At 53.0% G+C, this 25,278-nt stretch carries 26 protein-coding genes and 1 tRNA gene; 9 read left to right on the top strand and 18 right to left on the bottom strand.

Going from position 1 to position 25,278, the window contains the following annotated elements:
- Positions 1-30: 30 nt before the first annotated feature.
- On the bottom strand, positions 31-558 hold the full coding sequence (locus KGA69_RS01170; protein ID WP_045391064.1) for a fimbrial protein: 528 nt from the start codon (positions 556-558) through the stop codon (positions 31-33).
- Between the two features lie 446 nt (positions 559-1,004).
- The gene (gene ampR / locus KGA69_RS01165; RefSeq protein ID WP_045391061.1) at positions 1,005-1,895 is read right to left on the bottom strand and encodes a LysR family transcriptional regulator AmpR; all 891 of its coding nucleotides are present in this window, start codon (positions 1,893-1,895) and stop codon (positions 1,005-1,007) included.
- A gap of 142 nt (positions 1,896-2,037) precedes the next feature.
- Here ampR and ampC point away from each other — a divergent pair, with 142 nt between their 5' ends.
- Positions 2,038-3,183: an AmpC-Kaer family extended-spectrum class C beta-lactamase gene (ampC, locus tag KGA69_RS01160; protein ID WP_213292744.1), complete on the top strand. Its 1,146-nt coding sequence runs from the start codon at positions 2,038-2,040 to the stop codon at positions 3,181-3,183.
- A gap of 160 nt (positions 3,184-3,343) precedes the next feature.
- Here the strand turns inward: ampC and KGA69_RS01155 are convergent, their stop codons facing one another.
- Together KGA69_RS01155 and KGA69_RS01150 are read right to left on the bottom strand one after the other, a co-directional pair.
- Positions 3,344-3,694: a DUF1493 family protein gene (locus KGA69_RS01155; RefSeq protein WP_045391055.1), complete on the bottom strand. Its 351-nt coding sequence runs from the start codon at positions 3,692-3,694 to the stop codon at positions 3,344-3,346.
- Positions 3,688-4,134: an STM2901 family protein gene (locus KGA69_RS01150; RefSeq protein WP_045391052.1), complete on the bottom strand. Its 447-nt coding sequence runs from the start codon at positions 4,132-4,134 to the stop codon at positions 3,688-3,690. The genes KGA69_RS01155 and KGA69_RS01150 overlap by 7 nt, the downstream gene beginning before the upstream one ends.
- A gap of 280 nt (positions 4,135-4,414) precedes the next feature.
- Between KGA69_RS01150 and KGA69_RS01145 the strand changes: the two genes are divergently transcribed.
- Positions 4,415-5,053, top strand: a complete 639-nt coding sequence (locus tag KGA69_RS01145; protein ID WP_047046043.1) for an ECs1377 family protein — start codon at positions 4,415-4,417, stop codon at positions 5,051-5,053.
- 108 nt (positions 5,054-5,161) lie between these two features.
- Here KGA69_RS01145 and KGA69_RS01140 read toward each other — a convergent pair whose 3' ends face one another.
- From KGA69_RS01140 to proB, 8 genes are all read right to left on the bottom strand, one after another.
- On the bottom strand, positions 5,162-5,476 hold the full coding sequence (locus KGA69_RS01140) for a DUF1493 family protein (protein ID WP_032712691.1): 315 nt from the start codon (positions 5,474-5,476) through the stop codon (positions 5,162-5,164).
- A 2-nt stretch (positions 5,477-5,478) separates the two neighbouring features.
- The gene (locus KGA69_RS01135) at positions 5,479-5,916 is read right to left on the bottom strand and encodes an STM2901 family protein (RefSeq protein WP_032712692.1); all 438 of its coding nucleotides are present in this window, start codon (positions 5,914-5,916) and stop codon (positions 5,479-5,481) included.
- Positions 5,917-6,199: 283 nt separating this feature from the next.
- Positions 6,200-7,299 (bottom strand): IS3 family transposase gene (locus KGA69_RS01130; protein ID WP_213292743.1). Its coding sequence is split into 2 segments (ribosomal slippage): positions 6,200-7,044 and positions 7,044-7,299, totalling 1,101 coding nucleotides; the frame shifts between segments, so codons are not numbered across the junction.
- 238 nt (positions 7,300-7,537) lie between these two features.
- Complete coding sequence (locus KGA69_RS01125; protein WP_032712695.1) at positions 7,538-7,864, bottom strand: DUF1493 family protein; 327 nt, start codon at positions 7,862-7,864, stop codon at positions 7,538-7,540.
- Positions 7,858-8,322 (bottom strand): STM2901 family protein, encoded by a 465-nt coding sequence (locus KGA69_RS01120; RefSeq protein WP_015704509.1) that lies wholly within the window; start codon positions 8,320-8,322, stop codon positions 7,858-7,860. Before KGA69_RS01120 ends, KGA69_RS01125 begins: the two co-directional genes overlap by 7 nt.
- A 750-nt stretch (positions 8,323-9,072) precedes the next feature.
- Positions 9,073-9,148 (bottom strand) — tRNA-Thr (locus tag KGA69_RS01115).
- A gap of 114 nt (positions 9,149-9,262) precedes the next feature.
- Positions 9,263-10,516: a glutamate-5-semialdehyde dehydrogenase gene (gene proA, locus KGA69_RS01110; RefSeq protein ID WP_032712700.1), complete on the bottom strand. Its 1,254-nt coding sequence runs from the start codon at positions 10,514-10,516 to the stop codon at positions 9,263-9,265.
- Positions 10,517-10,526: 10 nt separating this feature from the next.
- Positions 10,527-11,630, bottom strand: a complete 1,104-nt coding sequence (gene proB, locus KGA69_RS01105; protein ID WP_015368077.1) for a glutamate 5-kinase — start codon at positions 11,628-11,630, stop codon at positions 10,527-10,529.
- Positions 11,631-11,919: 289 nt separating this feature from the next.
- Here proB and phoE point away from each other — a divergent pair, with 289 nt between their 5' ends.
- Positions 11,920-12,972 (top strand): phosphoporin PhoE, encoded by a 1,053-nt coding sequence (gene phoE / locus KGA69_RS01100; protein WP_015368078.1) that lies wholly within the window; start codon positions 11,920-11,922, stop codon positions 12,970-12,972.
- Positions 12,973-13,036: 64 nt separating this feature from the next.
- Here the strand turns inward: phoE and KGA69_RS01095 are convergent, their stop codons facing one another.
- Positions 13,037-13,603: a C40 family peptidase gene (locus tag KGA69_RS01095; RefSeq protein ID WP_032707509.1), complete on the bottom strand. Its 567-nt coding sequence runs from the start codon at positions 13,601-13,603 to the stop codon at positions 13,037-13,039.
- Positions 13,604-13,829: 226 nt separating this feature from the next.
- Entirely contained in the window at positions 13,830-14,627 is a 798-nt protein-coding gene (locus KGA69_RS01090) for an AraC family transcriptional regulator (protein ID WP_045391044.1), read from the bottom strand.
- A 101-nt stretch (positions 14,628-14,728) separates the two neighbouring features.
- Between KGA69_RS01090 and KGA69_RS01085 the strand changes: the two genes are divergently transcribed.
- Positions 14,729-15,526, top strand: a complete 798-nt coding sequence (locus KGA69_RS01085) for a sulfite exporter TauE/SafE family protein (protein WP_049061919.1) — start codon at positions 14,729-14,731, stop codon at positions 15,524-15,526.
- A gap of 80 nt (positions 15,527-15,606) precedes the next feature.
- A complete protein-coding gene (locus tag KGA69_RS01080) occupies positions 15,607-16,272 on the top strand; it encodes an HAD family hydrolase (protein ID WP_045391038.1) in 666 nt (221 codons plus the stop codon).
- Positions 16,273-16,330: 58 nt separating this feature from the next.
- Here the strand turns inward: KGA69_RS01080 and phnE (KGA69_RS01075) are convergent, their stop codons facing one another.
- The 4 genes from phnE (KGA69_RS01075) to phnC form a co-directional block, all read right to left on the bottom strand.
- Positions 16,331-17,215, bottom strand: a complete 885-nt coding sequence (phnE, locus tag KGA69_RS01075; RefSeq protein WP_045391036.1) for a phosphonate ABC transporter, permease protein PhnE — start codon at positions 17,213-17,215, stop codon at positions 16,331-16,333.
- Positions 17,212-18,084: a phosphonate ABC transporter, permease protein PhnE gene (phnE, locus tag KGA69_RS01070; RefSeq protein WP_045391034.1), complete on the bottom strand. Its 873-nt coding sequence runs from the start codon at positions 18,082-18,084 to the stop codon at positions 17,212-17,214. Before phnE (KGA69_RS01070) ends, phnE (KGA69_RS01075) begins: the two co-directional genes overlap by 4 nt.
- 69 nt (positions 18,085-18,153) lie before the next feature.
- Positions 18,154-19,095 carry a phosphonate ABC transporter substrate-binding protein gene (gene phnD, locus KGA69_RS01065; protein ID WP_015368085.1) on the bottom strand — a complete coding sequence of 314 codons (942 nt, stop codon included), beginning with the start codon at positions 19,093-19,095 and terminating at the stop codon, positions 18,154-18,156.
- A gap of 32 nt (positions 19,096-19,127) precedes the next feature.
- Positions 19,128-19,970: a phosphonate ABC transporter ATP-binding protein gene (phnC, locus tag KGA69_RS01060; protein ID WP_045391032.1), complete on the bottom strand. Its 843-nt coding sequence runs from the start codon at positions 19,968-19,970 to the stop codon at positions 19,128-19,130.
- A gap of 804 nt (positions 19,971-20,774) precedes the next feature.
- On the opposite strand from phnC, the gene ecpR reads away from it, so the two are divergent.
- Genes ecpR through KGA69_RS01040 form a run of 4 tightly spaced genes read left to right on the top strand, consistent with a single transcriptional unit; the run spans position 20,775 to position 25,242 of the window.
- On the top strand, positions 20,775-21,317 hold the full coding sequence (gene ecpR, locus KGA69_RS01055; protein WP_045380896.1) for an ECP biosynthesis operon DNA-binding transcriptional regulator EcpR: 543 nt from the start codon (positions 20,775-20,777) through the stop codon (positions 21,315-21,317).
- A gap of 60 nt (positions 21,318-21,377) precedes the next feature.
- Positions 21,378-21,965 carry a common pilus major fimbrillin subunit EcpA gene (gene ecpA / locus KGA69_RS01050; protein ID WP_047046013.1) on the top strand — a complete coding sequence of 196 codons (588 nt, stop codon included), beginning with the start codon at positions 21,378-21,380 and terminating at the stop codon, positions 21,963-21,965.
- 57 nt (positions 21,966-22,022) lie between these two features.
- Positions 22,023-22,691 (top strand): EcpB family pilus assembly chaperone, encoded by a 669-nt coding sequence (locus KGA69_RS01045; RefSeq protein ID WP_045391028.1) that lies wholly within the window; start codon positions 22,023-22,025, stop codon positions 22,689-22,691.
- A 25-nt stretch (positions 22,692-22,716) separates the two neighbouring features.
- Positions 22,717-25,242, top strand: coding sequence for a fimbrial biogenesis outer membrane usher protein (locus tag KGA69_RS01040; protein WP_213292742.1), 2,526 nt, complete (start codon positions 22,717-22,719; stop codon positions 25,240-25,242).
- Positions 25,243-25,278: the final 36 nt, after the last annotated feature.

Below are 25,278 nucleotides of genomic sequence, written 5' to 3'. Positions count from 1 at the left end.
AACGTCTACCCTAAAACGGGATTATCCGTATTATTTGTATTCGATGGTGAAGGTGGCGTTTGCGTTAGCAGAACCAGCAGTCACATCCTTCAGGAAGGATTTGTAGCGAGCTTTCAGGTTGAATACCGCGGTGCCGCTGTTGTCGTCAGACGCTGCAACGTTAACCCACGGGGAGTTGTCGTCTGCGCTCTGGTTGATTGGGACGATTTTTTCGTCGTTGGTCAGGATTTCGATACCTACGCCGCCAGCGTTATCAACGGACAGCAGGTTCGGGTTACCGGCAACGGTCGCACCGTCGAAGCGCAGGGAGTAATCACCGGCTTCACATTTTTCCAGGTTGATAGTGAACGCTTTAGAAGCGGTAACATCGCCAACAGCGTTGAACGCGGTAGTCGGGTATTTACCGATGAAAACGTCTTTGTTCTGGTCGGAAGAAGTCACAGTACAGGTTGACTGGATGATTTCACCGGTAAAGTTGACCTTGCCGTTAACTGCGTAAGCACTGGTGGCGGACGCGGACAGGATCAGTGCTACAACAGGCAGTAATTTCTTATTCATTTTAACTCCATGTACTTAAGGGGATAACCATTGTGGTAATCAAACACGGCAAGCGAATACCGTGCAGATGGGTATCCAGATAACCTATGTTGGCGTGTTGATCGCGATGAAATATACAGCAACAGTTTTCGCGGTTTGATTGCTTCGGTGACTTAATTACAGGAAATTAATAGACATAAACGATGCACTTGATCGGACTTATCTGATAACGGCAACGATAATAATTTTATAGCCAGCGGGGCGCTGGGGAGGATGCTATGGGGAAAGGTAATTAATTAAGGTGTTGTTTTTAAACTGTTTTATTGTTTTTGTTTCTCAGGGGGGTAAACGTTTCTGCGCAAGCCAGGGCAAATTAAAAACGCTGATTTATCCAGCGCTATGCATAATGTGTAAGCGTTATTTCCAAATATTTCCTGTTTCCTTCGGGAGCGCCTTCTGATGGCGGATTACTCCGCCGAATTAACCCCTTTTAAGGCCTCCGCCAGCCAGCGGGAAAAATGCAGCATCGCGGGCGTTTCCGTGCGTGATTGCAAACGTGTCAGCCAGTAGTTGCCGAGATCGATATGAATCTTAAACGGCTGCACAATGCGTTTTTCTTCCAGCAGATGGCTGAACATTTTTACCGGGGCGATAGCTACGCCTAAGCCTGCCTGCGCCGCCTCCAGCATGGTCACTGATGAGTCGAAGACAATAACCCGATGGGTTGGCGAAGGCGGAAGTTCTCCCGCTGCCTGCATCCACGCCGACCATTCGTCGCGGCGATAAGAGCGGAGCAGCGTGAACTGCAAAATATCCTTCGGTGTATTTAGCCGGGCAGCTAACGACGGAGCGCACAGCGCGGAGAGCGGGGCGGCGCACAGATACTGCGCGGCGGTATCGTGCCAGGCGCCGCCGCCGAAGCGAATCACATAATCCAACCCCTCGGCGGCGGGATCGACGCGATTATTATGGGTGGAGATCTGCAAATCGATATGCGGACACTCGCGCCAGAAGGCTGGCAGCAACGGGAACAGCAGGCCCGTAGCGAAAGTGCCGACTACGCCGATCTTGAGCTTCTCCTGCGCCTGGTGACCGGTAAAGCGGTCGAGCATCCCGGCTATCCTTTCAAACGACTCATTGAGTACCGGTAACAGGCCTTCGCCTTCGGTGGTGAGCTTGAGGCCGCGCGACACGCGAACGAACAGCTGGCAGTTAAGGTGTTCCTCCAGCGTCTTCACGTGCTGGCTGATGGCGGAGTGGGTGACGTTGAGCTCAATCGCCGCGCGGGTAAAACTGAGATGCCGGGCGGCCGCTTCAAACGCCCGCAGTGAATTGAGAGGAAGATAGCTGCGTGTCATAACATTATCCGTTAGAAAAACTAAAGCCTGCTGCTAAATTTAACAGTTTGTCAGCGCTGTGCAAAACACCGACACTGAGCGCGTCTGAAGGGCCCGGACGAGAGTGGATATTGAGCGAGAACCGATAATGGAAAAATACTTCATGATGAAAAAATCCCTTACAGGCGTACTGCTGCTGGGCGCCTCATTTTCGACGTTTGCCGCGCCGCAAACGGCGGAGCAGCTGCGCGAACTGGTCAATCAGACCATCACCCCGTTAATGAAAGAACAGGCGATACCGGGGATGGCGGTGGCGGTGATCTATCACGGCAAACCCTACTATTTCACCTGGGGCCAGGCCGATGTCGCCGGGCAGCGTCCGGTGACGCGACAGACGTTGTTTGAGCTGGGCTCTGTTAGTAAGACTTTCACCGGCGTGCTTGGCGGCGATGCGGTGGCGCGCGGTGAAATTAAGCTCAGCGATCCGGCGCAGAAGTACTGGCCGCAACTCACCGGCCAGCAGTGGCAGGGGATTTCGCTGTTGCATCTCGCCACCTATACCGCAGGCGGTCTGCCGCTGCAGGTTCCGGACGAGGTGACGGATGAAGCGGCATTACTGCGTTACTATCAGAACTGGCAACCGCAGTGGGCGCCAGGGAGTAAGCGGCAGTACGCCAATACCAGCATTGGCCTGTTCGGCGCGCTGGCGGTGAAACCTTCCGGCATGAGCTTTGAACAGGCGATGAGCCAGCGGGTATTGCAGCCGTTAAAACTGAGCCACACCTGGATTAACGTACCGTCCGCCCAGAGCAAGGATTACGCCTGGGGTTATCGCGACGGTAACGCGGTACACGTTTCGCCGGGGCAGCTGGACGCTGAGGCTTACGGCGTGAAGTCGAGCATTGAGGATATGGCGCACTGGGTGCTGGCGAATATGAACCGCGAGACGGTACAGGATAAAAACCTGCGGCAGGGGATCCAGCTGGCACAGTCGCGCTACTGGCGTGCCGGGGGGATGTATCAGGGACTCGGCTGGGAGATGCTGAACTGGCCGGTGTCGGCCGAGGTAGTAATTAACGGCAGCGATAATAAGGTAGCGCTCGCCGCGATGCCGGTAACGGCGGTCAATCCACCCGCGCCGCCGGTGAAAGCCTCGTGGGTACATAAAACCGGCTCCACCGGCGGATTCGGCAGCTATGTGGCCTTTATCCCGCAACAGGATCTCGGCATCGTGATGTTGGCGAATAAAAGCTACCCCAACCCGGAGCGGGTGAAGGCGGCGTATCATATTCTTGAGGCGCTGCAGTAAGAACGGTTGCGCTGCGCTTAGCGGGGCCAAGGTTGGCGCTAACTGAGAAAAACCCCGGTCGCGCTTACGCTTACCGGGGCTACAAGTTGGCACTAACCGGTAGCCCGGATAAGGCGTAGCGCGCCGCTATCCGGGGGAGGGGCTCTTTATTTTCAAACAACTAACGATACAGCCATCTCCCAGCCTGTGCTGACGCAATGAGCATCGCGAGTGTTAACGGCTCCGGTGTGCGCGGAGAAATGCGTTTGGATTTCGGTAATAGGAAATTAGGGAGGAAACCCTGTTCGGGAGGCCAATAATTAAATAAATCAAATGCATCTTGCTTTACATTAAACTGACGGAAATACGATTGCATGATGTCATCGCCACTTTCTCTGGCCCAGGGATAATCGCCCATATTGAGTGATAAATCCGCATTCACCTGCTGCTTTTTGCCGGTAAGTGTCGGCTTGTTCCATTGCGTTTCATACCATGCCAGAACGGCTGCTGCGATATTGTCTTGATCTACCATAATTTATCGTCACCTCTGGCAATGGCGTTGTATCTAGTGGTTGCTTTTATTGATACATAAATTACATCCCCTGTCAGGTAAATAATCCCGAGGATGGGTATCCAGCGTCCAACGAATGCTCCCAGATTGGTGACATAGCTCCATCTAAGATTACGGATGGATTGGTTGGTTAACGTCGGGAGCCTGACTTTTAAGTCATTGTGTAAAACCTTCCGTAACTCATGGCTCAAAATGCTCGTCCCTTTAGTCGCTCCGCCTGGTTTTGTCCGGGTATTTTTTATAGGTTGACCAAGCATGATTAACGCAATGGTCATGATGTCATCTACTCCAAAATGAATGGCTGCAGTATCGAGAAAAACCCAAAAAAGAAGTTCATGGGACGAGAGGTTTGACTTGCCATTGTAATAATATGTTCCATTAATTTGTTCTGTTGTGTCCATTTTTATATCCCAGTAATGCTATTTTTACGCAATGTAGCTGCCTGGTTTATTGGAAACAATAACTGTTGATATAAACGTTTTCTGAAAGATAGCTCTTATTAAATGTTCTGTTAAATCATTTAATCAATTAATAAAAATTTCTTTTCTCATCTATTTTTATTTGTTCAGCTAATATTCCCTGGTGAAGTTAGCACATGATGATTTAAAGCGAACTGCTACTTGCGAATAGACGCAATCTGCTGAAAACTATCAGCGAGATGGTGAACCACAGGGAACGGCAATGGCTGGACGTATTGACTATCAGATTGAAAAATTTCAGTTCATCGAGCGCAACGAATCCCCACGTATTACCCGCCAGTGGGCGGAAGTTATTGCTGAATGTCAGCAGGAAAAGGCGAACAGTGAAACGCGTTTGCGTACTGCATTGCTGAATGTCGACTACGCCACCAGCTTCGAACTGCCGTTTCGTTTATTGCTTATTCGCGCCCCGCAGCTGGTGGATCGCTTACGCCATGCGCTGGCGCTGAATCAAAAGAACGTGGTGATTAATGGTAAGAAGCGCGGCTGCGTTTACAGCCTGAAAGCCGATCTCAGCGCCGTTCCGGATGAGTTTCGTTATCGCTTTGTGAGCCGGATTATTCGCAGCGGGCCGGATGCGGTTTCCGCCGCGCCCTATCAGCAGCTGGCAAAAGAGATAAAGGCGCCGCGCGAGCGGTTACGTTTGGCGCTGGAAAGTGGCCTGCAGGTCAATGCGCTGGATGGGCTGTTCTGGTTTGGTATCCAGCGTATCGCCGCGGATATTTCGGCGCTGCGTTCTGCGGGAATGGCGATTACGACTGCGGAAGTGGAGGTGGCGGATAGCCTGACCAGAACGACGCGAATGATAGCGGCGTATCAGGTGGGGACCTGCTCCCGTTGATTAATACACACCGATGTTAGTAATGTCTTCATAAGCTCCATGAGGATATCCCCATGAAAAAACTAATAAAGGCTCTTGCCTTTATGCCAAAACCTTTAACACGGACGATCAGTCATAGAGCCAGCGCCCGGCTTTAGCACTTTCAATAAACATTTGTACCGTCAATGGTTCTGGTTTGTGGTGGTCTGTTTTGAGGTATTCAGGAAGAATGGCGTTTGGAAGAAACCAAATACCAGTATTGGGAAAATAGCGACGAAAGTTAAAACTTTGGATATCTACATTCAATGATTCAGAGTAGTCATTTAGAAATGAGTCCATATCCTCTGGAAGTACTACATGATCACCATCACTCAGTGATGTATCATTGTCCATCTTCCAAAAGTGCTTTTCGATCAGTCCGTGAACAGTAGCATCAATATCCATGCCTATTTCCCCGTAATTAATCGATAACGGTGAACAACATTAGTAGTAATGACACCAATATCATAAACAGTGACCACAACACCAATCCACGGTACCCAACGTCCAATGTAGCCGCCAATACTGGTAGTGTATGCCCAATCCTTGCGGAGTATCGACTTAATGGTAAGTGTCTTTTTACGTGTTTCAAAAGAGCCTGTGAACACCTTACGGAAAACAAGAGATAGAGGACTTGTGCCTTTGGTTGCACGGCGGTAATCAATCTTACCTCGTACAGGGACTAAAGGCAGACTAAGAATCATTGAGCCCCACGCAAAGTAATCCAGCAAATCACCAAACTGTTTATAACTCTCATCCATGAGTAACCAAAATAACAGTTCGCTTTCGCTTAAATTTGACTTCCCATCAAAATAATATCCGTTTACCTGTTCTGTAGTATCCATCCTACCCCCCATAAACATTAGCCATTCGATGATATTAGAAACAGTTAATAGATGCTTGCGTGATTAATCCTAAATCATGGCTGGTTTTGGACAATACCAGCCATCAAGCCCCGTTAGATAAACTTCCTTGCATCAGAGACAAGTTTTAATACAGCCTCTTCAACCTTCTTCAGTTCTAACCATGCTTTGCAACGTCATCTTGTAAGCACACCTGTTTTAGTTCCACGCACTTTTTGAGAGTTCCGTTTTTTTGACCTTGGCCCAAATTCAGTGCAGTGCTAAATCAGAGATCTTCGTCTTTTTGCAGACTCCGGATAAATTCAGCCGGAGTCATGTCATTTAGTGATAAATGCGTCCTCTCATGATTATATTCCCTGCGCCACTTGTCGAGTTTGTCCTGCGCATCTTCCAGTGACAGGAACCAGTGAATGTTCAGACATTCGTCCCGCAGGCTGCCGTTAAATGACTCAATAAACGGGTTATCGGTCGGTTTCCCGGGACGGGAGAAGTCCATCGTGACACCGTGCTCATACGCCCATTTATCCAGACTTTTCGAGATGAACTCGCTGCCGTTATCCGTCTGGATACGCACCGGCAGGCGTTTATCCAGCACCCGTAATGCTTCCACTATGCTGACCACATCCTCGCCTTTCAGCGATTTTCCGGCATGGATCGCCAGACACTCCCGACTAAAATTATCCACTACGGTCAGCGCCCGAAAACGCCGCCCGTTAAACAGACTATCCGACACGAAATCCATACTCCAGCACTGATCGATATGCGTCAGGGCCGGGCGCTGCTGGCGGCGTGCGGCACTGACATGCCTGCGGGGGCGCTTTCTGCGCAAATTCAGGCCTTCCAGACAATAAATCCGGTGTGTTTTCTTGTGGTCAATCTGCCAGCCTTCCCGCCGCAACTGGATATGAATACGCGGGCAACCGTACCGTATCCGGGTTTCCGCTATTTCCCGGATACGCAGGGTTATCGCCCGATCGTCACGCCGGCTCTGCCAGTGGTAGGCAGTTCTGCTCTGCATCAGCAACCCGCATCCCCGGCGGACACTGATATGATAGGCCTCCAGCAGAAAATGCACCGCCTGGCGCTTCTGAGCCGGCCTCAGAACTTTTGTTTCAGTACCTCCTGCAGCATCTCCTTGTCCAGACTCAGGTCTGCCATCAGTTTCTTCAGCCGCTGATTTTCATCCTCCAGTTGCCGCAGACGGCGCAGTTCCGTTACGCCCAGACCGGCGAATTTCTTCTTCCAGTTGTAAAACGTGGCCTCAGAAATGCCCATCTTTCTGCAGACTTCCCTGACGCGGGTGCCGGTTTCGGCCTGTTTCAGCGCAAACGCGATCTGTTCTTCGGTATAACGGGTCTTTTTCATGGCGATGTGCCTCTCTGTGAGATGGAAGAAAGACCGGATACTTCAGTTTAGACTGGTACTGTTTTCAGGGAGGAGATCAATGCAGCTAAGGAAAAAATCAACCCAATTTTATTTAAAATGAAGTTAACAACCCCTGATGTCAACTCAATCATTTCTTAATCTCCTTTTAATCCATGTAAAGAATTCTTAATTTTATTACGGATAAATAAGTTAGCATTTACTGGGGGCGGTGCGCCCCTTATTCGTACAACCATCTTCCGGCTTTAGCTGATTCGATCAGCATACCAACATTGAAATCTGGTACAGGAACAGGCTCTGTTTTCTTAAATGGATTCCATGAAACAGGCTGATCGGGATAGTAAGTTTCTATTTTAAATTTTCCCCGTTCAACCTTGAACGCATCGAAAAACTTATCCATTAACTCACCAGCTTCAAGCTCATCAAGACTCAAATCAGTATCAAGATCCGTTTCAGGTGTTAGCTCTACTTTCTTGAACTTGAATAGGTACGTGCCAGCGTAAGGCCGTACAAGCTCATAAACGCGCTGCTCAACATTGTTTACCATAACTTATCGTTACCCCGCGCTATAGCGTTGTAGTCTCGGATAGTGCGATAGGTGATTTGAGAGATATCAGAAGCTAAGATAACCCACCCCACGACAGGAATAGCCCTGCCCGTAAAGGTTCCAATGTTAGCTACCGCCCTGATTCTGATTGTAGAAGGTGGATAACCACCAATAACGGAAGGTAGTTTGATACCGAAAGGGAACTGCGCTTTTTTGAACACTTTTCGCGAGGCTTTAGACGCATAGGATGTTCCCTTTTCAGCACCGTTTGGTTTTGCCCTTGTAGGGAGAGTATTACGCCCAGATACAATGGCAACTACAGCACCGAAATCAACAAGACCTAAACCAAGTTGATCAACAACATTTTCACAGAAGACCATGAAAAATAGCTCGGAGGCGGTGAGGTTTGAACGCCCCGCATAGAAGTATGTTCCGTTAAGTTCCTCGACTGTATCCACGTCCAAATCCTTATGACTCTGAATGTATTGCAATCATAACGGCTGCTTTTCATACAGTCACCTCTAAAACATGTTGTTAGCCGCTCGTGCCAGCTTGATTTCCTCTCGCTTTCAAGCCAGGCTTTCCCCTCTGGTGTTGCCAGGAATTTACGAGCGTGAATCTTACGGTTGTTGCGCTTCGTAGCTGCTTTTTGGTTAGCTTTTGACATGATATCCCCTCCGCTGAATCTGCCAGCGCTCAACGTACAGCAGAGAGACAGTACAACGAAAGTTACAATGGTGCAGATAATAGATGACCATTACGTGCCGTGTTGGGTACATAAGAAAGGGCTGAGCGAAGCGACATCCGCAAGTAATATGATCCCTTCACAGGGACGTTAAAGCCTCAGCATGTTCTCTTATCAGGTAGCCGTTGTAATCCGGTGGCTGAAACCGTGGCAGAGCCGGATTCTTTCCCGATCCGGTTAGTCTTCCCAACATTACGCCTGTTTATTCTCTGCAACGTCATCTCGACGTGTTGCATCATTGAGCGCCGCACGAAGCGTGGAACTTTGCTAAGGGTTTTGGTATGAGGATTAGAGTCGCTGGGCGTCTTCCGGCTTCAAATAGATAACTGTACAGGGTTGAGCACGGTAACTACCTGCCCATAGGTTGTACGATACCAAAGCCAGTACAACACAGGCGTTTGGGTGTGATTTTAGAAGATACGATCTCTTGGGGATTTTAACCTAAGCTATTGATTTTCTTAGATGGTGCCGATAATAGGAGTCGAACCTACGACCTTCGCATTACGAATGCGCTGCTCTACCAACTGAGCTATATCGGCCCTGAAAGGACGCGTTCACCTGCGTGAAGCACGGGGTAGAAGGTTAAAACTAAGTGGGTGATGCGTCAATGCCCTTTCGAATCAAACGGCTACTTTTGCATCACCCGCTTAGCGTTAAGCACGAATGGTATCGTCGCCGAAGCCAATCCACTTATAGGTGGTCAGCGCTTCAAGACCCATCGGCCCGCGGGCGTGCAGCTTCTGGGTGCTGACCGCCACTTCCGCGCCGAGGCCGAACTGGCCGCCGTCGGTGAAGCGGGTAGAAGCGTTAACGTATACCGCCGACGAATCCACTTCATTAATAAAGCGATTCGCATGGCGCAGGGTACGCGTCAGAATGGCATCGGAATGCTGGGTGCCGTGCTCACGAATATGGGCAATCGCCTCATCGAGATCGGCAACAACTTTCACGTTCAGATCCAGCGACAAATACTCGTCGTCGTACTGCTCCGCTTTCACCGGCTCCACCTTCGCCGGACCATTCTGCAGAAGGGGCAGAGCGGCCGGGTCGGCGTGCAGCGTCACGCCGCTCTCCGCCATCTGTTTGCTCAGCGCAGGCAGGAAGGTATCGGCGATATTGCGGTGTACCAGCAGCGTCTCGGCGGTATTGCAGGTGCTCGGACGTTGGGTCTTGGCGTTAACGATGATCTTCAGCGCCGGTGCGATCTCTGCCGAATCGTCGACGAAAATATGACACACGCCGATACCGCCGGTGATTACCGGGATGGTGGATTGCTCGCGGCACAGCTTATGCAGGCCTGCGCCGCCGCGCGGGATCAGCATATCGATGTATTTATCCATCTTCAGCATTTCGCCGACCAGCGCGCGATCCGGGCTCTCGATTGCCTGCACCGCGGCAGCCGGCAGGCCGCACTCCTGCAGCGCCTGTTGAATCACTTTCACCGTCGCGGCGTTGGTACGCCAGGTCTCTTTACCGCCGCGCAGAATAGCCGCGTTGCCGGTCTTCAGGCACAGAGAGGCGACATCGACGGTCACGTTCGGCCGCGCTTCATAAATCACGCCGATCACTCCCAGCGGCACGCGACGACGTTCGATACGCAGGCCGCTATCCAGCAGACCGCCGTCAATCACCTGGCCGACCGGATCCGCCAGGCTACACACCTGACGCACGTCATCGGCGATGCCGCGCAGGCGCGCCGGCGTCAGCGCCAGGCGATCGAGCATGGCGTCGCTCAGGCCGTTGGCGCGGGCGTCGCTGAGGTCTTCGGCGTTGGCGCGCAGGATCTCTTCGGTCTGCGCTTCCAGATAATCAGCAATCTTGTTGAGAACCTGATTTTTCTCGCGGCTGGAAAGCAGCGCGAGTTGGTAAGAGGCCGCTTTGGCCGCAATGCCCATTTGTTCCAGCATTTTCAGCTCCTTAACGGGTAATCATATCGTCGCGATGGACGGCCACCGGGCCGTATTCATAGCCGAGGATGGCATCGATTTGCTGCGAGTGCTGCCCGGCGATCAGGCGCAGGGCGTCGCTGTTATAGCGACTTACGCCGTGAGCGATATCGCGGCCTTCGCTACTGCGGATTCGGATAACTTCGCCGCGGGAGAAATTCCCGCTGACGGTTTTGATGCCTTTTGGCAGCAATGAGCTTCCTCTTTCCAGAATAGCCTGGGTCGCCCCGGCATCGACGGTGATTTCACCGGCCGGCGGCGCGCCGAAGATCCAGCGTTTGCGGTTCTCCAGCGGTGATTCCTGAGCGTGGAAACAGGTGCCCACCGGCAGGCCTTCCATCGCGTGGCCGATAACGTCCGGGCGGTTGCCGGCGGCGATAATGGTATCGATGCCCGCGCGACAGGCGACGTCCGCAGCCTGCAGTTTGGTGCCCATGCCGCCGGTGCCGAGGCCGGAAACGCTATCGCCTGCGATGGCGCGCAGCGCGTCATCGATGCCGTAGACATCTTTAATAAGCTCAGCCTGCGGATTGCTGCGCGGGTCGGCGGTAAAGAGTCCCGGCTGATCGGTTAACAGCAGCAGTTTATCGGCGCCGGCGAGAATGGCCGCCAGGGCGGAAAGATTATCGTTGTCGCCGACTTTGATTTCAGCGGTGGCGACGGCGTCATTCTCATTAATGACCGGCACAATATTGTTATCCAGCAGCGCGCGCAGGGTATCGCGGGCGTTGAGGAACCGCTCGCGATCTTCCATATCGGCACGGGTCAGCAGCATCTGGCCGACATGAATGCCGTAAATAGAGAAAAGCTGCTCCCACAGTTGGATAAGACGGCTTTGGCCGACTGCCGCCAACAGCTGTTTTGAGGCAATGGTGGCGGGCAGTTCAGGGTAGCCGAGGTGTTCACGTCCGGCGGCGATGGCCCCGGAAGTCACAATCACAATGCGGTGCCCCATGGCATGCAGTTGCGCGCACTGGCGCACTAACTCAACGATATGGGCGCGGTTCAGGCGTCGGGATCCGCCCGTTAAAACACTGGTGCCCAGTTTTACCACCAGCGTCTGGCTATCACTCATGATTTTCTGCCGTTCAAAAGGAATATCGAGATCGAGCTGATGTTGTAACAGGAGTCAGGCCGCTTGCCAACTGCTGGCGTATTGGTCAAGCCATTTTATTGCGCGGATCGGGCATTCTGCGCAGGCAAGGTGACATATTTATGACGGAAATATTTAAACATTCTTTTTTATAAAAAGTTCCATTTCGTCATAAATATTTAACACTACAGCGTTAAAAAACCTCCAGTTTTTGACGGGGCTTTCGCCCGGAATTGATTAGCGCGTGTAGATAAATCACCAGGACCACATAATGAAAAAGCGTTCACTGGCATTAATGATGATGGGTTTTGTTGCTTCTTCGGCTTCACAGGCAGCGGAAGTATACAATAAAGACGGCAATAAACTGGACGTGTACGGCAAAGTGAAAGCCATGCACTACTTCAGCGATTATGACAGCAAGGATGGCGACCAGACCTACGTTCGCTTCGGTATCAAAGGCGAAACGCAGATCAACGATCAACTGACCGGTTATGGCCGTTGGGAATCCGAATTCTCCGGCAATAAAACCGAAAGCGATTCTTCGCAGAAAACCCGTCTGGCGTTTGCCGGCGTGAAGTTAAAAGAGTTTGGATCATTTGACTATGGTCGTAACCTCGGCGCGCTGTACGACGTTGAAGCCTGGACCGATATGTTCCCGGAGTTCGGCGGCGACTCTTCCGCACAGACCGATAACTTCATGACCAAACGCGCCAGCGGCCTGGCGACCTACCGCAACACCGATTTCTTCGGCCTGGTCGATGGTCTGAATATGACCCTGCAATACCAGGGCAAAAACGAAGGCCGTGAAGCGAAAAAACAGAATGGCGACGGCTTCGGCACCTCTTTAAGCTATGATTTCGGCGGCAGTGATTTCGCCGTCAGTGCGGCTTATACCAGTTCTGACCGTACCAACGATCAGAACCTGCTGGCGCGCGGCCAGGGCTCCAAAGCGGAAGCCTGGGCTACCGGCCTGAAGTACGACGCCAACAATATCTACCTGGCGACAATGTACTCTGAGACCCGTAAAATGACCCCGATCAGCGGTGGTTTTGCTAATAAAGCGCAGAACTTTGAAGCGGTCGCCCAGTATCAGTTCGACTTCGGTCTGCGTCCGTCTCTGGGCTATGTACTGTCGAAAGGCAAAGATATTGAAGGTGTCGGCAGCGAAGATCTGGTCAATTATATTGACGTCGGCCTGACCTACTACTTCAACAAAAACATGAACGCCTTTGTGGATTACAAAATTAACCAGCTGAAGAGCGATAATAAGCTCGGTATTAACGATGACGACATCGTCGCGCTGGGGATGACCTATCAGTTCTGATAAAACTGAGCGCAAGAAAAATAAAAACCGCGGCCCTGAGCGCCGCGGTTTTTATTTGTCAGGATTAGCGGTTTTTCGCCAGATGCAGATTGTCGTTATTCATGGTGATCTGCGCGTTATATTCCTTCGGCAAGCGCCGCGCCTGATAAAATACGCGGTTCCAGTACGGATTATCCAGCGACGAACGCATGACGCCCTGGCTTGCGGAGGCGTGCAGGAAGTTATGGTCGGTATCGTAGAAACCGACGTGCATGCCGCCGTGAATGCGGAAGAAGACTAAATCGCCAGGCCGCAGCTGCTGCTTGCTAACGCGCACGCCCATATGCAGAAGATCGCCGGTGGTCACGCGGTCCATTGGCAGATTAAAGCGGTCCTTCAGCGTACGCCAGACAAAGCCGGAACAGTCGACGCCGCTCTGGTCGGTGCCGCCCCATTCGTAAGGGGTGCCGTCCCAGGTGTGCATCTGATCGTGCAGGGCGGCCAGCACCGGTATCAGATCGTCGGAGCCGCTGTCGATTGGCTCGTAATGATGCTGCGCCACCGCCTTGGGCGGTTTTTTTGGGGAAGATGAACATCCTGCCAAAATCAATAAAGGAACAAGTAATAAAGCGTGGGTGAGTTTGGGCTTCATGTCGTTATTTTCATGTTAGGGATCGACCGTCGCCATTTATAGCGTATTCAGGGAAACGTCAGAATGATGAAACGCAAAATTTACGAAAACTTACGTACCGCAGGCATAAATTCGCCGGTACCGTAATAAGCACATTTTTCAGATAGTAAACGCGGTGATTTTATTTATTAATAAATGTTTACTATCTAAATCAAAATATAACAGGCCGGAATCAGTATGTTCTTATTTATCTGACGCGAGAGACAGGCGTGCCTCCTTTAAGATGGCGGATAAAAGAGGCTGGCGCATAGCCCATCGCTTTGCGGAACATGGCGGTAAATGCCGCCGGATGCTCATAGCCAAGGCTTAACGCCACGTCGGTAATGCTTCGTCCTTCTCGCAGGGCGGTGAGAGCGTACATCAGGCAGGCTTTATGACGCCAGTCGCGAAACGCCATCCCGGTCTCCTGCAAAAAGCGGCGGTTGAAGGTGCGCAGGCTTTTATTCATCTTTTGGGCCCACAGCTCCGGCGTACTGTGAATCTCCGGCTGGCGGAGAAACGCGCTGCATAGTTCAGCCAGCCGCGGATGTTGCGGTAGCGGCGTAAACATCGGCAGCGGCGGGGCGGCCTGCAGTTCAAACAGTAATAGGGCGATAAGCGCCGCATCATGTCCGCTCTCTTCATACAACAGCGGCAACTGGCAGGCGGCCAATAGCAGTTGATGCAGCAGCGGCGAAACCTGCAATACTTCGCAGCGTACCCCGGCGCGCGGCGCGTCCTGCGGTTCGATATACAGGCTATGGGTGCTCACGCCCGGCATCCAGACGCGATGCGGTTTGTTAGCGGGTATCCATACGCCGCTGAACGGTGGCACCAGCCACTGGCCGTCATCGGTTTCGACTTTCATCAAGCCATTCACGGCATAGAGAAACTGCGCTCGTCGATGATGATGGCGCGGTAAAAGGGTGTCAGGCGGATAATCGCTCCCCAGACCCAATACCCGGCGCGGCAGATGATCGACTTCGTTAATCGCGATATTGCGCATGCGTACTCTCCTGGCTGAAAATCGTAATATATTGGCCTTTAATCGTAAGTCAGCCATTTCGCTATTCTATATCGTTACCTCCCTGAATGGAGGAACGGTAGATGATATTTGGGCTTTTTGTTTGCGGACTGTTGTCCGGGGTAACTACCTGGCTGTTTGGCTTCGGCGGCGGCTTTGTTACCGTGCCGCTGCTTTACCTGTTGCTGAGCCATCAGGGCGCAGTAGGCGGTCAGGCGATGCAAATAGCGGTAGCGACGTCGGCGCTGGTGATGCTGTGCACGTCGCTGTTGGCAAGCGGCCGCCACCTGCGCGCCGGAACGGTTCACTGGCGCTCCCTGCTGCCGATACTTGGCGGCATCGCCATCGGCGGTATTGCCGGCGCGGCGCTGGCGCTGAGGGTCAACGGCGAGTGGATCCGCTGGCTGTTCATTTTGTACCTGGCGGTGACCATCGTGGATTGCTACGTTCGCCCCGGCTTTATGGCGCCGTCGGCGGCTTGCGCACCGTCGAGCGCGGGGCGCGAGACTATCCTTGGCGGCGGGATTGGCCTGATTGCCGCCTTCCTTGGCGTTGGCGGCAGCGTGATGACCGTGCCGCTGATGCGCCGGCGTGGCGCGACGATGGCGCAGGCCGCGGCGATGGCCAACCTGCTGACCCTGCCGCTGGCGGCGACCGCCAGTCTGGCGTGGCTGCTGATGGCGCCGATGGCGACGCTGCCCTCCGGTTTCATCGGTAATATCTGGTGGCTGGCGGCCGGGCTGCTGGTGGCCGGGAGCTGGCTGGGATTGCGGGGCGCATCGCGCTGGTTGGCAAAACTTCCCGATCGCTGGCACGTGCGGATCTACCCGCTACTATTGCTACTGGTGCTGCTGGCGATGGGCTTTGGCGGGGTAGGCTGAAACGCAGCCGGATCATGCTCCTGTCATCTTCTTTATACATGCTCTCGCAGGCTTATATTGCTGATTATGGAAAATGACCGATGTCTAATGCTGTGACGATTTTCGATCTGGATAACACCCTGATTAAAGGGGACAGTAGTACGCTGTGGAGCCAGTTCATGGTGCGCGAAGGCTGGGTGAGCGACCCGGAATATCTGGCGCGCGAAGCGCTGCTGATGGCGGATTACGACCGCGGGGAAATGAATATCGCCGATTATGTCGCGCTGATTCAGGCGCCGCTGATTGGCATCCCCCAGGCGCAGGTGGATACGCTGGTGGCGCGATTCGTGCGCGAAAAGGTGTTGCCGCGGGTCTACCCGCAGGCATGGGACGTTATTCGGACCCTACAGGCGCGAGGGGAGAAAATGTTGGTGATCTCCGCCTCGGTAACGCTGCTGGTGCAGGCGATAGCCGCCGAGCTGGGGATTGAACAGGCGTTGGGTATTGATGTTGAAATGGCGGATGGCGGCTACAGCGGTGTGATTGCCGGTACCCCGAGTTATCAGCAGGGTAAAGTGACGCGCCTGGCGCAGTGGCGCGAGGCGCATCCTGACTATACTGGCGAAGTCACTTTTTATACCGATTCGATAAACGACCTGCCCCTGTGCCTGCATGCGGATCGCGTGCGGTTGGTCAACCCGTGTCCGCAGCTGCTGGCAGCCAACGCCCGGCACGGCTGGCCGGTGCTGGCGTGGCGGATCGAATAACGAGACGTTTTCCCTGATTGGTAGCCCCGGTAAGCGTAGCGCCACCGGGGAGAGGGGGTTATTGCTGGCTTTGATACAACGGCACTACGCTGCCGCCGATATAACGGCGGCGTAGCCAGGCGGAGAGGGTATCCATCACCATGACCACCGCCACCAGCAACAAAGTAATAAACATCACCACGTCCCAGTTCCACAAACGCATATTTTCCGCGTAGATAAGGCCAATCCCGCCCGCGCCGACAAAACCTAACACCGCGGCGGAACGGGTATTGGATTCAATCTGATATAAACTCAGCGCCAGGAAAGTCGGGAACGACTGGGTGAAAATGCCGAAGCGGTGTTTCTGCAGACCATTAGCGCCGACGGCGGTGAGGCCGCGGCCAGGCGAACGGTCTACCGCCTCGTGGCCTTCGGCATACAGGCGGCCCAGCAGGCCGGTATCCTGCATAATAATCGCCAGTACCCCGGCCAGCGGCCCAAGCCCTACGGCGCGCACAAAAATGAGACCCCAGATAGCCATATCGATACCGCGCAGCATGTCGAACAAGCGGCGCATCAACATGGCGATAATGCCGGGAATCACGCCGCGCATAATATTGCGCGCGGCCAGGAATGACAGTAACAGCGCGATGACCGTCGCGGTAATCGTCCCGGCGAAGACGATGGCAAGCGTAATGGCGATTTGCGTGAAGTAATAGGCAAACGGCCAGTTCCAGAAGTCGTGCCAGACGAACATCCGCAGCAGATAGCGCCCCATCTGCTGTAAACCGGTCGCCAGTTGTTCGCTGCTGATACCGAACTGCATAAAGAACCAGGTGTAATAAAGTACGCTCGCCAGCGCCAGCAGACCGACATAGCGCAGGTATCGCCCTTGGGTCTTATACAGCGCCTGATGCTGGCGGCGGCTGGCGGCGATATCCGGTTGATGTTGCCATTGACTCATTTTTTCCCCTCCAGAACCCACTGGCGCAGGCGGCCGGAAAGCATATCCAGCAGCGACACCACAATAATGATCAGCAGCAGCGTCATGCTGACCTGATCGTAACGATCGAGCTTAATGTTGGTCATCAGCTCCTGGCCGATCCCGCCGGCGCCCACCAGACCAAGAATGGTGGATGAGCGGAAGTTAATCTCAAGGCGCATGAAGCCGTAGGAGAGAAAAATCGGTTTCACCTGCGGCCACAGGGCAAAGCGCACCTTCTGCAGCGCCGATGCTCCGCAGGCCGCCAGCCCGCGCACCGGTTTATCCTGCGCGCTTTCCACCGCTTCATAGAACAGTTTGGTCAGGCTGCCAACCGTATGCAGCATCAGCGCCAGAAAACCGGGGATCGCCCCGATACCGAACGCCATGACGAAAATGACCGCCCAGGCAAGCTCTGGCATGGTGCGTAAAAAGGCTACCAGCACGCGAACGGCGAAGCGTAGCGGCGCGGGTGACCAGGCATTATTGGCGGCGAGGAAAGCCAGTATGGTCGCTACCGCGACCGCCACCAGCGTGGAAGCCAGCGCCAGCTGCAGCGTCTCCCAAATCAGCGGTAGCTGAATCGGCAGGCGATAGCCCCAGTACGCCAGCGAGCCTTTGGTATGTGAATCGGCTAACAGAACGCCCGGATGCAGCGTCGGCAGCGTCTCGAACATATAGTCGAGAAAGTTTGGCAGAGAACGCCAGATGGTGAACAGATTAAACTCGGCGGCGTGCCCGGCGGCAAAGTAGAGCGCCAGCAGCACCAGCGACCAGCCGAAGGTATCGCGCTTTTGCCGCGTCCTGACCTGCTGGTAGTAACGTTCGAATTCGGTATAGGTATTATTCATGCGGCGAAAAGGTCTTTAACGTAGCGTCGCCGTCCGCATTGACTTGCGGGCGGCGGCATCGGTGCGGGATTAACGCGCGCTAACCAGCTCGCGTTTCATATCAATGATCTGCTGGAAATCGGCCACGCTGCCCGGGCCGATGTGCTGGGTTCCGCCCATCGCTTTCACAAAACAGGCGTGATCGTCGGTATCCAGTTTTTTAAGCGCGGTGACGACTTTGGCTTTGAAGTCCGCCGGCAGCGCATTGCTCACGAGGATCGGGCCGTTCGGGATCAGCGGCGATTGCCAGATAATCCGGATTTGCTTCATCAGATCCGGATGATCCATGCGAATCAGGCGATTGAAAGCGCCCACGCTGTAGCCGCTGTTGTAGTCGCCGACCATTGAGGTCCAGGTGACCGCGCCGGCAAACTGGCCGTTCAGTACGCCGAGAATGTCCTGCTCGTGGCCGCCGGAGAAGGTGACGCTGGAGAAGAAGTTATTGTATTTATTGTCCGCGTCGCCGCCGAATTTCTGTTTAAAGGCGTGGTTCGGAATTAAATAACCGGATGTGGAATCCGGGTCGGCGAAGCCAAAAGCTTTGCCTTTTAAATCGTCCAGCGTTTTATACGGGCTGTCAGCTTTGACGATGACCACCGAGTGGTAGCCGCGGGACTGATCTTTATCATCAACGGCGATACCGACAATATCGACGGCTTTCGGGTTATTGATATAGACCGAGGCATAAGAAGAAGGCGACATACTTAATACGACATCGACTTTACCGCCCAGCAGTCCCTGAATGACGCCGGAATAATCGGATGAGTTACGTAATTTGGTATCGACCTTCAGCTCTTTATCAAGAAACTGTTTAACGCATTGGTTATCGCCAATTTGCTGCGTGGCATTTTGACCGCCGAGGATCCCCAGATTTAATTCCTTTGGCTGTTCAGCGGCGCTCGCTTGCCACGTCAGTAACAGAGCTGCGATTGCTGCGGATAAACGAACTGCGCCATTAATATGTTTGTTCATTATTTTGCCCGTGTGTTTTTAACTAAAGGAAATTAATGCAACTGGCTAATTTCATCGCCATACAGCTGATGCAGAACATCCTGAGTCAGCCGTGCGGGATGATCGTCGAAAATGATGCGGCCTTTGGCGACGCCAATCACCCGCGTGCAGTACTCTTTGACCAGTTCGACCGAATGCAGGTTGACCATCACGCTAATCCCCTGGCCGCTGATTTCCCGCAGTACGTTCATAATTCGCTGGGTGTTTTTGGGATCGAGCGAGGCGACGGGTTCATCCGCCAGCAGGATCCCGGGGTTTTGCATCAGCGCACGGCAAATCGCTACGCGCTGCATCTGGCCGCCGGAGAGGTTTTCCGCCCGCTGTAGGGCGTGCGGCAACATATTCATCCACTCGAGAAGAGAGATGGCGCGTGCCCGGTCGGCGTCGGGGAAAACCTTAAACAGCGACTTCAGGGTTGAGGTCTGACTCAGGCGACCGAGCAGTACGTTAGTCAGCACATCAAGACGCGGTACGAGGCAGAAATCCTGGAAAATCATCCCGCACTCGCTGCGCCAGGCATTGAGCGCGCGTCCTTTCAGGCGTGAAACATCATGCGGCATACCGACTTCCGGAAAGCTGAGAATTTCACCGCCGGTGGCGCTGTGAGTGCCGTTCAGGACATGCAGCAGGGTGGATTTCCCGGCTCCCGAGCGGCCAATCACTCCCACCAGCTCGCCGGCATGGAGGTCAAAGCTGATGTTATCGAGAACGGTTTGCTGCGCATTATAAGATTTACTCAGGTTGCGCACGCTTAAGACTTTCCGCTGCCGGGTTGGGGCGATGGGCGTAATTAGCGAAAATTCGGTTTCCGCCACCGCGGCAAGAGAGCTGTTCATAAGAGTGTCCTGGTTCGTCATAAACTGGTCACTATTAATCGCGTTTTGTGTGAACTTTCGATGACGGTAAGGCGAAAAAATAATGAAAGCGTGATGAAACGCTTATCTGCAAGGTAAAAGAAACATGCCAGCGGCAAACATAGCGTGATGGGCTACACTAATGAAAATGAGAGCAAATAAGAAAGAAATATGAGAACTAATCTCATTCTCTTAGATATCATTCTTTCATGGGATTAATAGTCCTCTGCAAGCGGTTTTTTTGTTTATGTTTAGGCATTTTGTGCGGTGCTTAAAACCATTCATGCAGCTTATGATTGAGTTGATCGTCTTATAATTTGCTATTTTATGGTATTATATTCTTACTTTTGTGTGTTATTAAGATTTTTCGCAAAGTCATTTATCTTATCTATTAAGAATATTCCTAATGAAATAGGGTTATGATCCTGGACGATATAATAACCGATTAGGATTGTAGGAATTTTCGATCAATAACCACATGAAATTAAATGTTTTTTGTTTTTGAGCAAAAAATAGGATTTCTGGGAAAAGCAAAAAATTGACATAAATGAGAATTAGCTTCACATCCTGCTTGTTGACACTTAATCAGAAAAAACCTAAATTTGAATCCAACAAAAAATATAAATCGATAAATAATTTCGGCATTATTAATGATTAAATAATGGCGCTGGTATTTTATTATAAATAATTTCAACAGGGGTTAATTGCAGGTTTAGACTCTGCAGGCCTGGCTATCGGCGATGGGGTGAAAGGTAGTATTTCCAGGATGAAGAGGATAAACAGTATATGGACGATCAATGCTCCCTTGATAAGTGTATTTGGCCAGCACATGATACTTATTTTTTAAAAGGCTTATCGGAACTCATTTTAGACATTGAAGAGCTTATTTATTTGTCATTGGATAAAATATGTAAGGACTTTTTGTTTATCAATCTGAGTACTAATGCATTAAATTACTTTATTCGCTATGACAACGACTGGTTAGCTAAGGCCAAGGGCAAACAAATCATTTTGATTGCCGCGAGAAAGTCAGAAGCGTTAGCCAATTATTGGTATTACAACGGTGATATTCGCGGCGTGGTGTATGTCGACCTCGCGCGCGATATAAGAAAAGAACTGGCCTATGTAATTAATGGACGGTTTCTGCGCAAAGATATTAAGAAAGAAAAAATCACTGACCGGGAAATGACGGTGATCAGAATGACGGCCCAGGGAATGCATCCGAAATCTATCGCCAGAATTGAAAATTGCAGTGTGAAAACTATTTACACCCATCGGCGAAATGCTGAGGCCAAGCTGTATTCGAAAATTTATAAATTAGTTATGTAACGTTTATTTAGTGGTACACCGGGACGACTTGTCCTTAATTAAACTCAGGATGAAAAAGCTATGAAAAAAAAGGTTATTGCTATTGCTCTGGTAACGGCGTTTGCTGGAATGGGTGTTGCTCAGGCTGCTGATGTTACTGCTCAGGCCGTGGCTACCTGGTCTGCAACCGCGAAAAAAGACACTTCAAGCAAACTGGTTGTTACCCCGCTTGGCAGCCTGGCTTTCCAGTATGCCGAAGGGATTAAGGGCTTTAACTCACAAAAAGGTCTGTTTGATGTTGCGGTTGAAGGCGATACCACGGCGACTGCCTTCAAACTGACTTCACGTCTTATCACTAACACGCTGACCCAGCTGGATACCTCCGGCTCAACGCTGAGCGTGGGCGTGGATTATAACGGCGTCGCGGTAGAGAAGACTGCTGACACCATTATGATCGACACCGCTAACGGCGTGCTGGGCGGCAACCTCAGCGCGCTGTCTAACGGCTACAACACCGCAGGCCGCACCACCGCGCAGGACGGCTTTAACTTCTCCATCATCAGCGGTACCACCGACGGCGCCACCGCGGTAACCGATTACAGCACGCTGCCGGAAGGGATCTGGAGCGGTGACGTGAGCGTGCAGTTCGACGCCACCTGGACCAGCTGATTTTCTCGTAGCACCGGGCAGGGGGACTCCCCCTGCCTCTTCAAGGACTGAACGCTTATGAAAAAACATCTTCTGGCCATTGGCCTGCTGCTGGGGCTGGCGAATCCGGCGCTGGCGCTGGATGTCGGCGATATCTCTTCCTTTATGAACAGCGGCAGCAGCACGCTAAGTAAAGAGATCAAAAATACCACCGATAGCGGCCGCTTAATCAACATTCATCTGGAACGTCTCTCTTCACCGCTGGAAGGCGGCAAGGTTATCCCGATGGATAAACAGGACGAAATCCTGCTGACTCCCGCCAGTTTGTTGTTGCCTGCAAAGGCCAGTGAAGTGGTGCGCTTTTTCTACAAAGGCCCGGCGGATGATAAAGAGCGCTACTACCGCATTGTCTGGTTCGATCAGGCCTTAAGCGATGCCCAGCGCAATGGCTCCCAGCGCAGCGCCGTGGCCACCGCTTCAGCCCGCATCGGCACCATTCTGGTGGTGGCGCCGCGTCAGGCTAATTTTCGCTATCAGTTTGCCGGCGACACGCTGACCAATACCGGTAACGCCACCCTGCGCATTATCGCCTACGGCCCGTGTCTGAAAATCGCCGATGGCAAAGAGTGCAAAGAAAACTACTACCTGATGCCGGGGAAATCGCGTCGCTTCACGCGCGTCAATATTGCTGACAAAAAAGGACGGGTCGCGCTCTGGCAGGGCGAGCAGTTTGTTCCCGTGAAATAGACATGTGTGCTGATGGATTAAGACTATGCCTTTACGACGGATCACCCCTGGACTGAACGCGCTACTTGCCTCCGGCATGGTTCTTTTGCTGGCGCCTTATAGCGACAGCATGGCCGCCGAGCGCGTGCAGCAAATCGGCGGCGTGATTATCCCGCAGGCTTTCAGCCAGGCTTTGCAGGACGGCATGAGCATTCCTCTGTTTATTCATCTTGAAGGCAGCCGCGATAATCAAAACGATCAGCGTATCGGCGCCGCGTATATCTGGCTTGATGGCGATGTGCTGCGGGTCCGGCAAATCACCCTTGAAGAGGGCGATGACAACGCTCGCGTCAGCAACGAGACGCGTCAACAGCTCAGCCGTTTATCCAATGAGGCTTTCAACGACGCGCTGAAGATCCCCTTAACCGATGCCGCGCAGCTGCAACTTAGTCTGCGCCAGCTGCTGCTGCAACTGGTGGTGAAACGTGAGGCGCTGGGAACCGTGCTGCGGTCGCGCAGCGAGGATATTGGCCAGTCGAGCGTTAAAACTTTCAGTAATAACCTCACCTATAACCTCGGGGTCTACAACAACCAGATGCGTAGCGGCGGCAGCAATACCTCCAGCTATCTGTCACTCAATAGTGTTAGCGCGCTGCGCGAGCATCACGTGGTGCTCGACGGCTCGCTGTACGGTATCGGCACCAGCCACCAGGACAATGAACTGTATAAAGCGATGTACGAGCGCGACTTCGCCGGGCACCGTTTTGCCGGCGGGATGCTGGATACCTGGAACTTACAATCGCTGGGGCCGATGACCGCGATTTCGGCCGGTAAAATCTACGGCGCGTCGTGGGGAAACCAGGCCAGCTCTACGGTATTTGACAACAGCCAGTCGGCGACGCCGGTGGTGGCATTCTTACCGGCGGCAGGCGAGGTCCACCTGATGCGCGACGGGCGCCTGTTAAGCGTGCAGAACTTCGTCATGGGGAATCATGAAGTTGATACCCGAGGCCTGCCGTACGGTATTTACGACGTTGACGTCGAAGTTATCGTAAACGGAAGAGTGGTCAGCAAACGCACCCAACGCGTCAACAAGCTGTTTACTCGCGGACGCGGCGCGGGCGCGCCGCTGGCCTGGCAAATTTGGGGCGGCAGTTTCCATATGGACCGCTGGTCGGAAAGCGGTAAAAAGACGCAGCCGGCGAAAGAGAGCTGGCTGGCGGGGGCATCGGCCTCCGGATCGTTTAGCACCCTCAGTTGGGCGGCGACCAGCTACGGCTACGATAGCAACGCCGTCGGCGAAACGCGCATTACGCTGCCGCTAACCGAGGCGGTGAATATCAACCTGCAAAACATGCTGGCCAGCGACAGTTCCTGGAGCAGTATCGGCAGCGTTAGCGCCACCTTGCCCGGCGGCTTTAGCTCGCTGTGGATTAACCAGGAAAAGACCGTTATCGGCGATAAGCTGCGCCGCAGCGATGCCGATAACCGGGCGATCGGCGGCACGCTGAACCTGAACGCCCTGTGGTCAAAACTAGGCACTTTCAGCATCAGCTACAACGATGACCGCCGCTACAACAGCCATTACTACACGGCGGATTATTACCAAACGATTTATAGCGGCTCTTTTGGCTCGCTAGGCCTGCGCGCGGGCTTACAGCGCTATAACAACGGCGATAGCAACGCCAACACCGGGAAATATATCGCCCTCGATTTATCACTGCCGCTGGGCAACTGGTTCAGCGCCGGCATGACCCATCAGAACGGCTATACCATGGCCAACATTTCGGCGCGTAAGCAGTTTGATGAAGGGGCGATTCGAACCGTCGGCGCCAATATTTCGCGGGCGATTTCCGGCGATACCGGCGACGACAAAACCTTAAGCGGCGGCGCTTATACGCAGTTCGAAACGCGCTACACCAACGGCACGCTGAACGTCAACAGCGGCGCCGACGGCTACGTGAACACCAACCTGACCGCCAGCGGCAGCGTCGGCTGGCAGGGGAAAAACATCGCCGCCAGCGGGAGAACCGATGGCAACGCCGGAGTGATCTTCAATACCGGGCTGGAAGACGACGGCAAGCTCAGCGCTAAGGTTAACGGGCGCATCGTGCAGCTCAGCGGTAAACGCAACTACCTGCCGCTGTCGCCGTACAGCCGCTATGAAGTCGAACTGCAGAACAGTAAAAACTCGATCGACAGCTACGACATTGTCAGCGGCCGTAAGAGCCACCTGACGCTTTATCCCGGTAACGTGGCGGTGATCGAGCCGGAAGTGAAGCAGATGGTCACCGTCTCCGGGCGCATCCGCGCCGAAGACGGCACGCTGCTGGCGAACGCGCGCATTAATAACCATATCGGGCGCACCCGTACCGATGAGAACGGTGAATTTGTCATGGATGTCGATAAAAAATATCCCACCATCGATTTTAGCTACGGCGGAAATAAAACCTGTGAAGTGGCGCTGGAGCTCAGCCAGGCGCGCGGCGCGGTGTGGGTAGGGGACGTGGTATGCAGCGGTCTCTCTTCATGGGCGGCGGTGCAGCAGACAGGAGAAGGTAATGAAAGCTAAGTGGCTACTCGCTTTGGCGACGCTGACGATTGCGCC

Origin of the sequence: Klebsiella sp. A52, assembly GCF_018388785.1 — a bacterium.
GTDB lineage: Bacteria > Pseudomonadota > Gammaproteobacteria > Enterobacterales > Enterobacteriaceae > Klebsiella > Klebsiella aerogenes.
Note: the sequence above shows the minus strand (reverse complement) of the source record. Positions and strands in the feature narration are given on the sequence as shown.

What these genes read in the sequence shown, in the direction of transcription:
- KGA69_RS01145 (WP_047046043.1), top strand. Translation starts at nt 4,415, where the DNA reads ATGGCTGGACGTATTGACTATCAGATTGAAAAATTTCAGTTCATCGAG.
- ampC (WP_213292744.1), top strand. Translation starts at nt 2,038, where the DNA reads ATGATGAAAAAATCCCTTACAGGCGTACTGCTGCTGGGCGCCTCATTT.
- phnD (WP_015368085.1), bottom strand. Translation starts at nt 19,095, where the DNA reads ATGAACAAACATATTAATGGCGCAGTTCGTTTATCCGCAGCAATCGCA.
- KGA69_RS01045 (WP_045391028.1), top strand. Translation starts at nt 22,023, where the DNA reads ATGAAAAAACATCTTCTGGCCATTGGCCTGCTGCTGGGGCTGGCGAAT.
- proA (WP_032712700.1), bottom strand. Translation starts at nt 10,516, where the DNA reads ATGCTGGAACAAATGGGCATTGCGGCCAAAGCGGCCTCTTACCAACTC.
- phoE (WP_015368078.1), top strand. Translation starts at nt 11,920, where the DNA reads ATGAAAAAGCGTTCACTGGCATTAATGATGATGGGTTTTGTTGCTTCT.
- KGA69_RS01150 (WP_045391052.1), bottom strand. Translation starts at nt 4,134, where the DNA reads ATGGACACAACAGAACAAATTAATGGAACATATTATTACAATGGCAAG.
- KGA69_RS01140 (WP_032712691.1), bottom strand. Translation starts at nt 5,476, where the DNA reads ATGGATATTGATGCTACTGTTCACGGACTGATCGAAAAGCACTTTTGG.
- KGA69_RS01085 (WP_049061919.1), top strand. Translation starts at nt 14,729, where the DNA reads ATGATATTTGGGCTTTTTGTTTGCGGACTGTTGTCCGGGGTAACTACC.
- phnE (WP_045391036.1), bottom strand. Translation starts at nt 17,215, where the DNA reads ATGAGTCAATGGCAACATCAACCGGATATCGCCGCCAGCCGCCGCCAG.
- KGA69_RS01155 (WP_045391055.1), bottom strand. Translation starts at nt 3,694, where the DNA reads ATGGTAGATCAAGACAATATCGCAGCAGCCGTTCTGGCATGGTATGAA.
- KGA69_RS01090 (WP_045391044.1), bottom strand. Translation starts at nt 14,627, where the DNA reads ATGCGCAATATCGCGATTAACGAAGTCGATCATCTGCCGCGCCGGGTA.
- KGA69_RS01135 (WP_032712692.1), bottom strand. Translation starts at nt 5,916, where the DNA reads ATGGATACTACAGAACAGGTAAACGGATATTATTTTGATGGGAAGTCA.
- KGA69_RS01080 (WP_045391038.1), top strand. Translation starts at nt 15,607, where the DNA reads ATGTCTAATGCTGTGACGATTTTCGATCTGGATAACACCCTGATTAAA.
- KGA69_RS01095 (WP_032707509.1), bottom strand. Translation starts at nt 13,603, where the DNA reads ATGAAGCCCAAACTCACCCACGCTTTATTACTTGTTCCTTTATTGATT.
- phnE (WP_045391034.1), bottom strand. Translation starts at nt 18,084, where the DNA reads ATGAATAATACCTATACCGAATTCGAACGTTACTACCAGCAGGTCAGG.
- ecpR (WP_045380896.1), top strand. Translation starts at nt 20,775, where the DNA reads ATGGACGATCAATGCTCCCTTGATAAGTGTATTTGGCCAGCACATGAT.
- KGA69_RS01040 (WP_213292742.1), top strand. Translation starts at nt 22,717, where the DNA reads ATGCCTTTACGACGGATCACCCCTGGACTGAACGCGCTACTTGCCTCC.
- phnC (WP_045391032.1), bottom strand. Translation starts at nt 19,970, where the DNA reads ATGAACAGCTCTCTTGCCGCGGTGGCGGAAACCGAATTTTCGCTAATT.
- KGA69_RS01170 (WP_045391064.1), bottom strand. Translation starts at nt 558, where the DNA reads ATGAATAAGAAATTACTGCCTGTTGTAGCACTGATCCTGTCCGCGTCC.
- KGA69_RS01125 (WP_032712695.1), bottom strand. Translation starts at nt 7,864, where the DNA reads ATGGTAAACAATGTTGAGCAGCGCGTTTATGAGCTTGTACGGCCTTAC.
- proB (WP_015368077.1), bottom strand. Translation starts at nt 11,630, where the DNA reads ATGAGTGATAGCCAGACGCTGGTGGTAAAACTGGGCACCAGTGTTTTA.
- ampR (WP_045391061.1), bottom strand. Translation starts at nt 1,895, where the DNA reads ATGACACGCAGCTATCTTCCTCTCAATTCACTGCGGGCGTTTGAAGCG.
- ecpA (WP_047046013.1), top strand. Translation starts at nt 21,378, where the DNA reads ATGAAAAAAAAGGTTATTGCTATTGCTCTGGTAACGGCGTTTGCTGGA.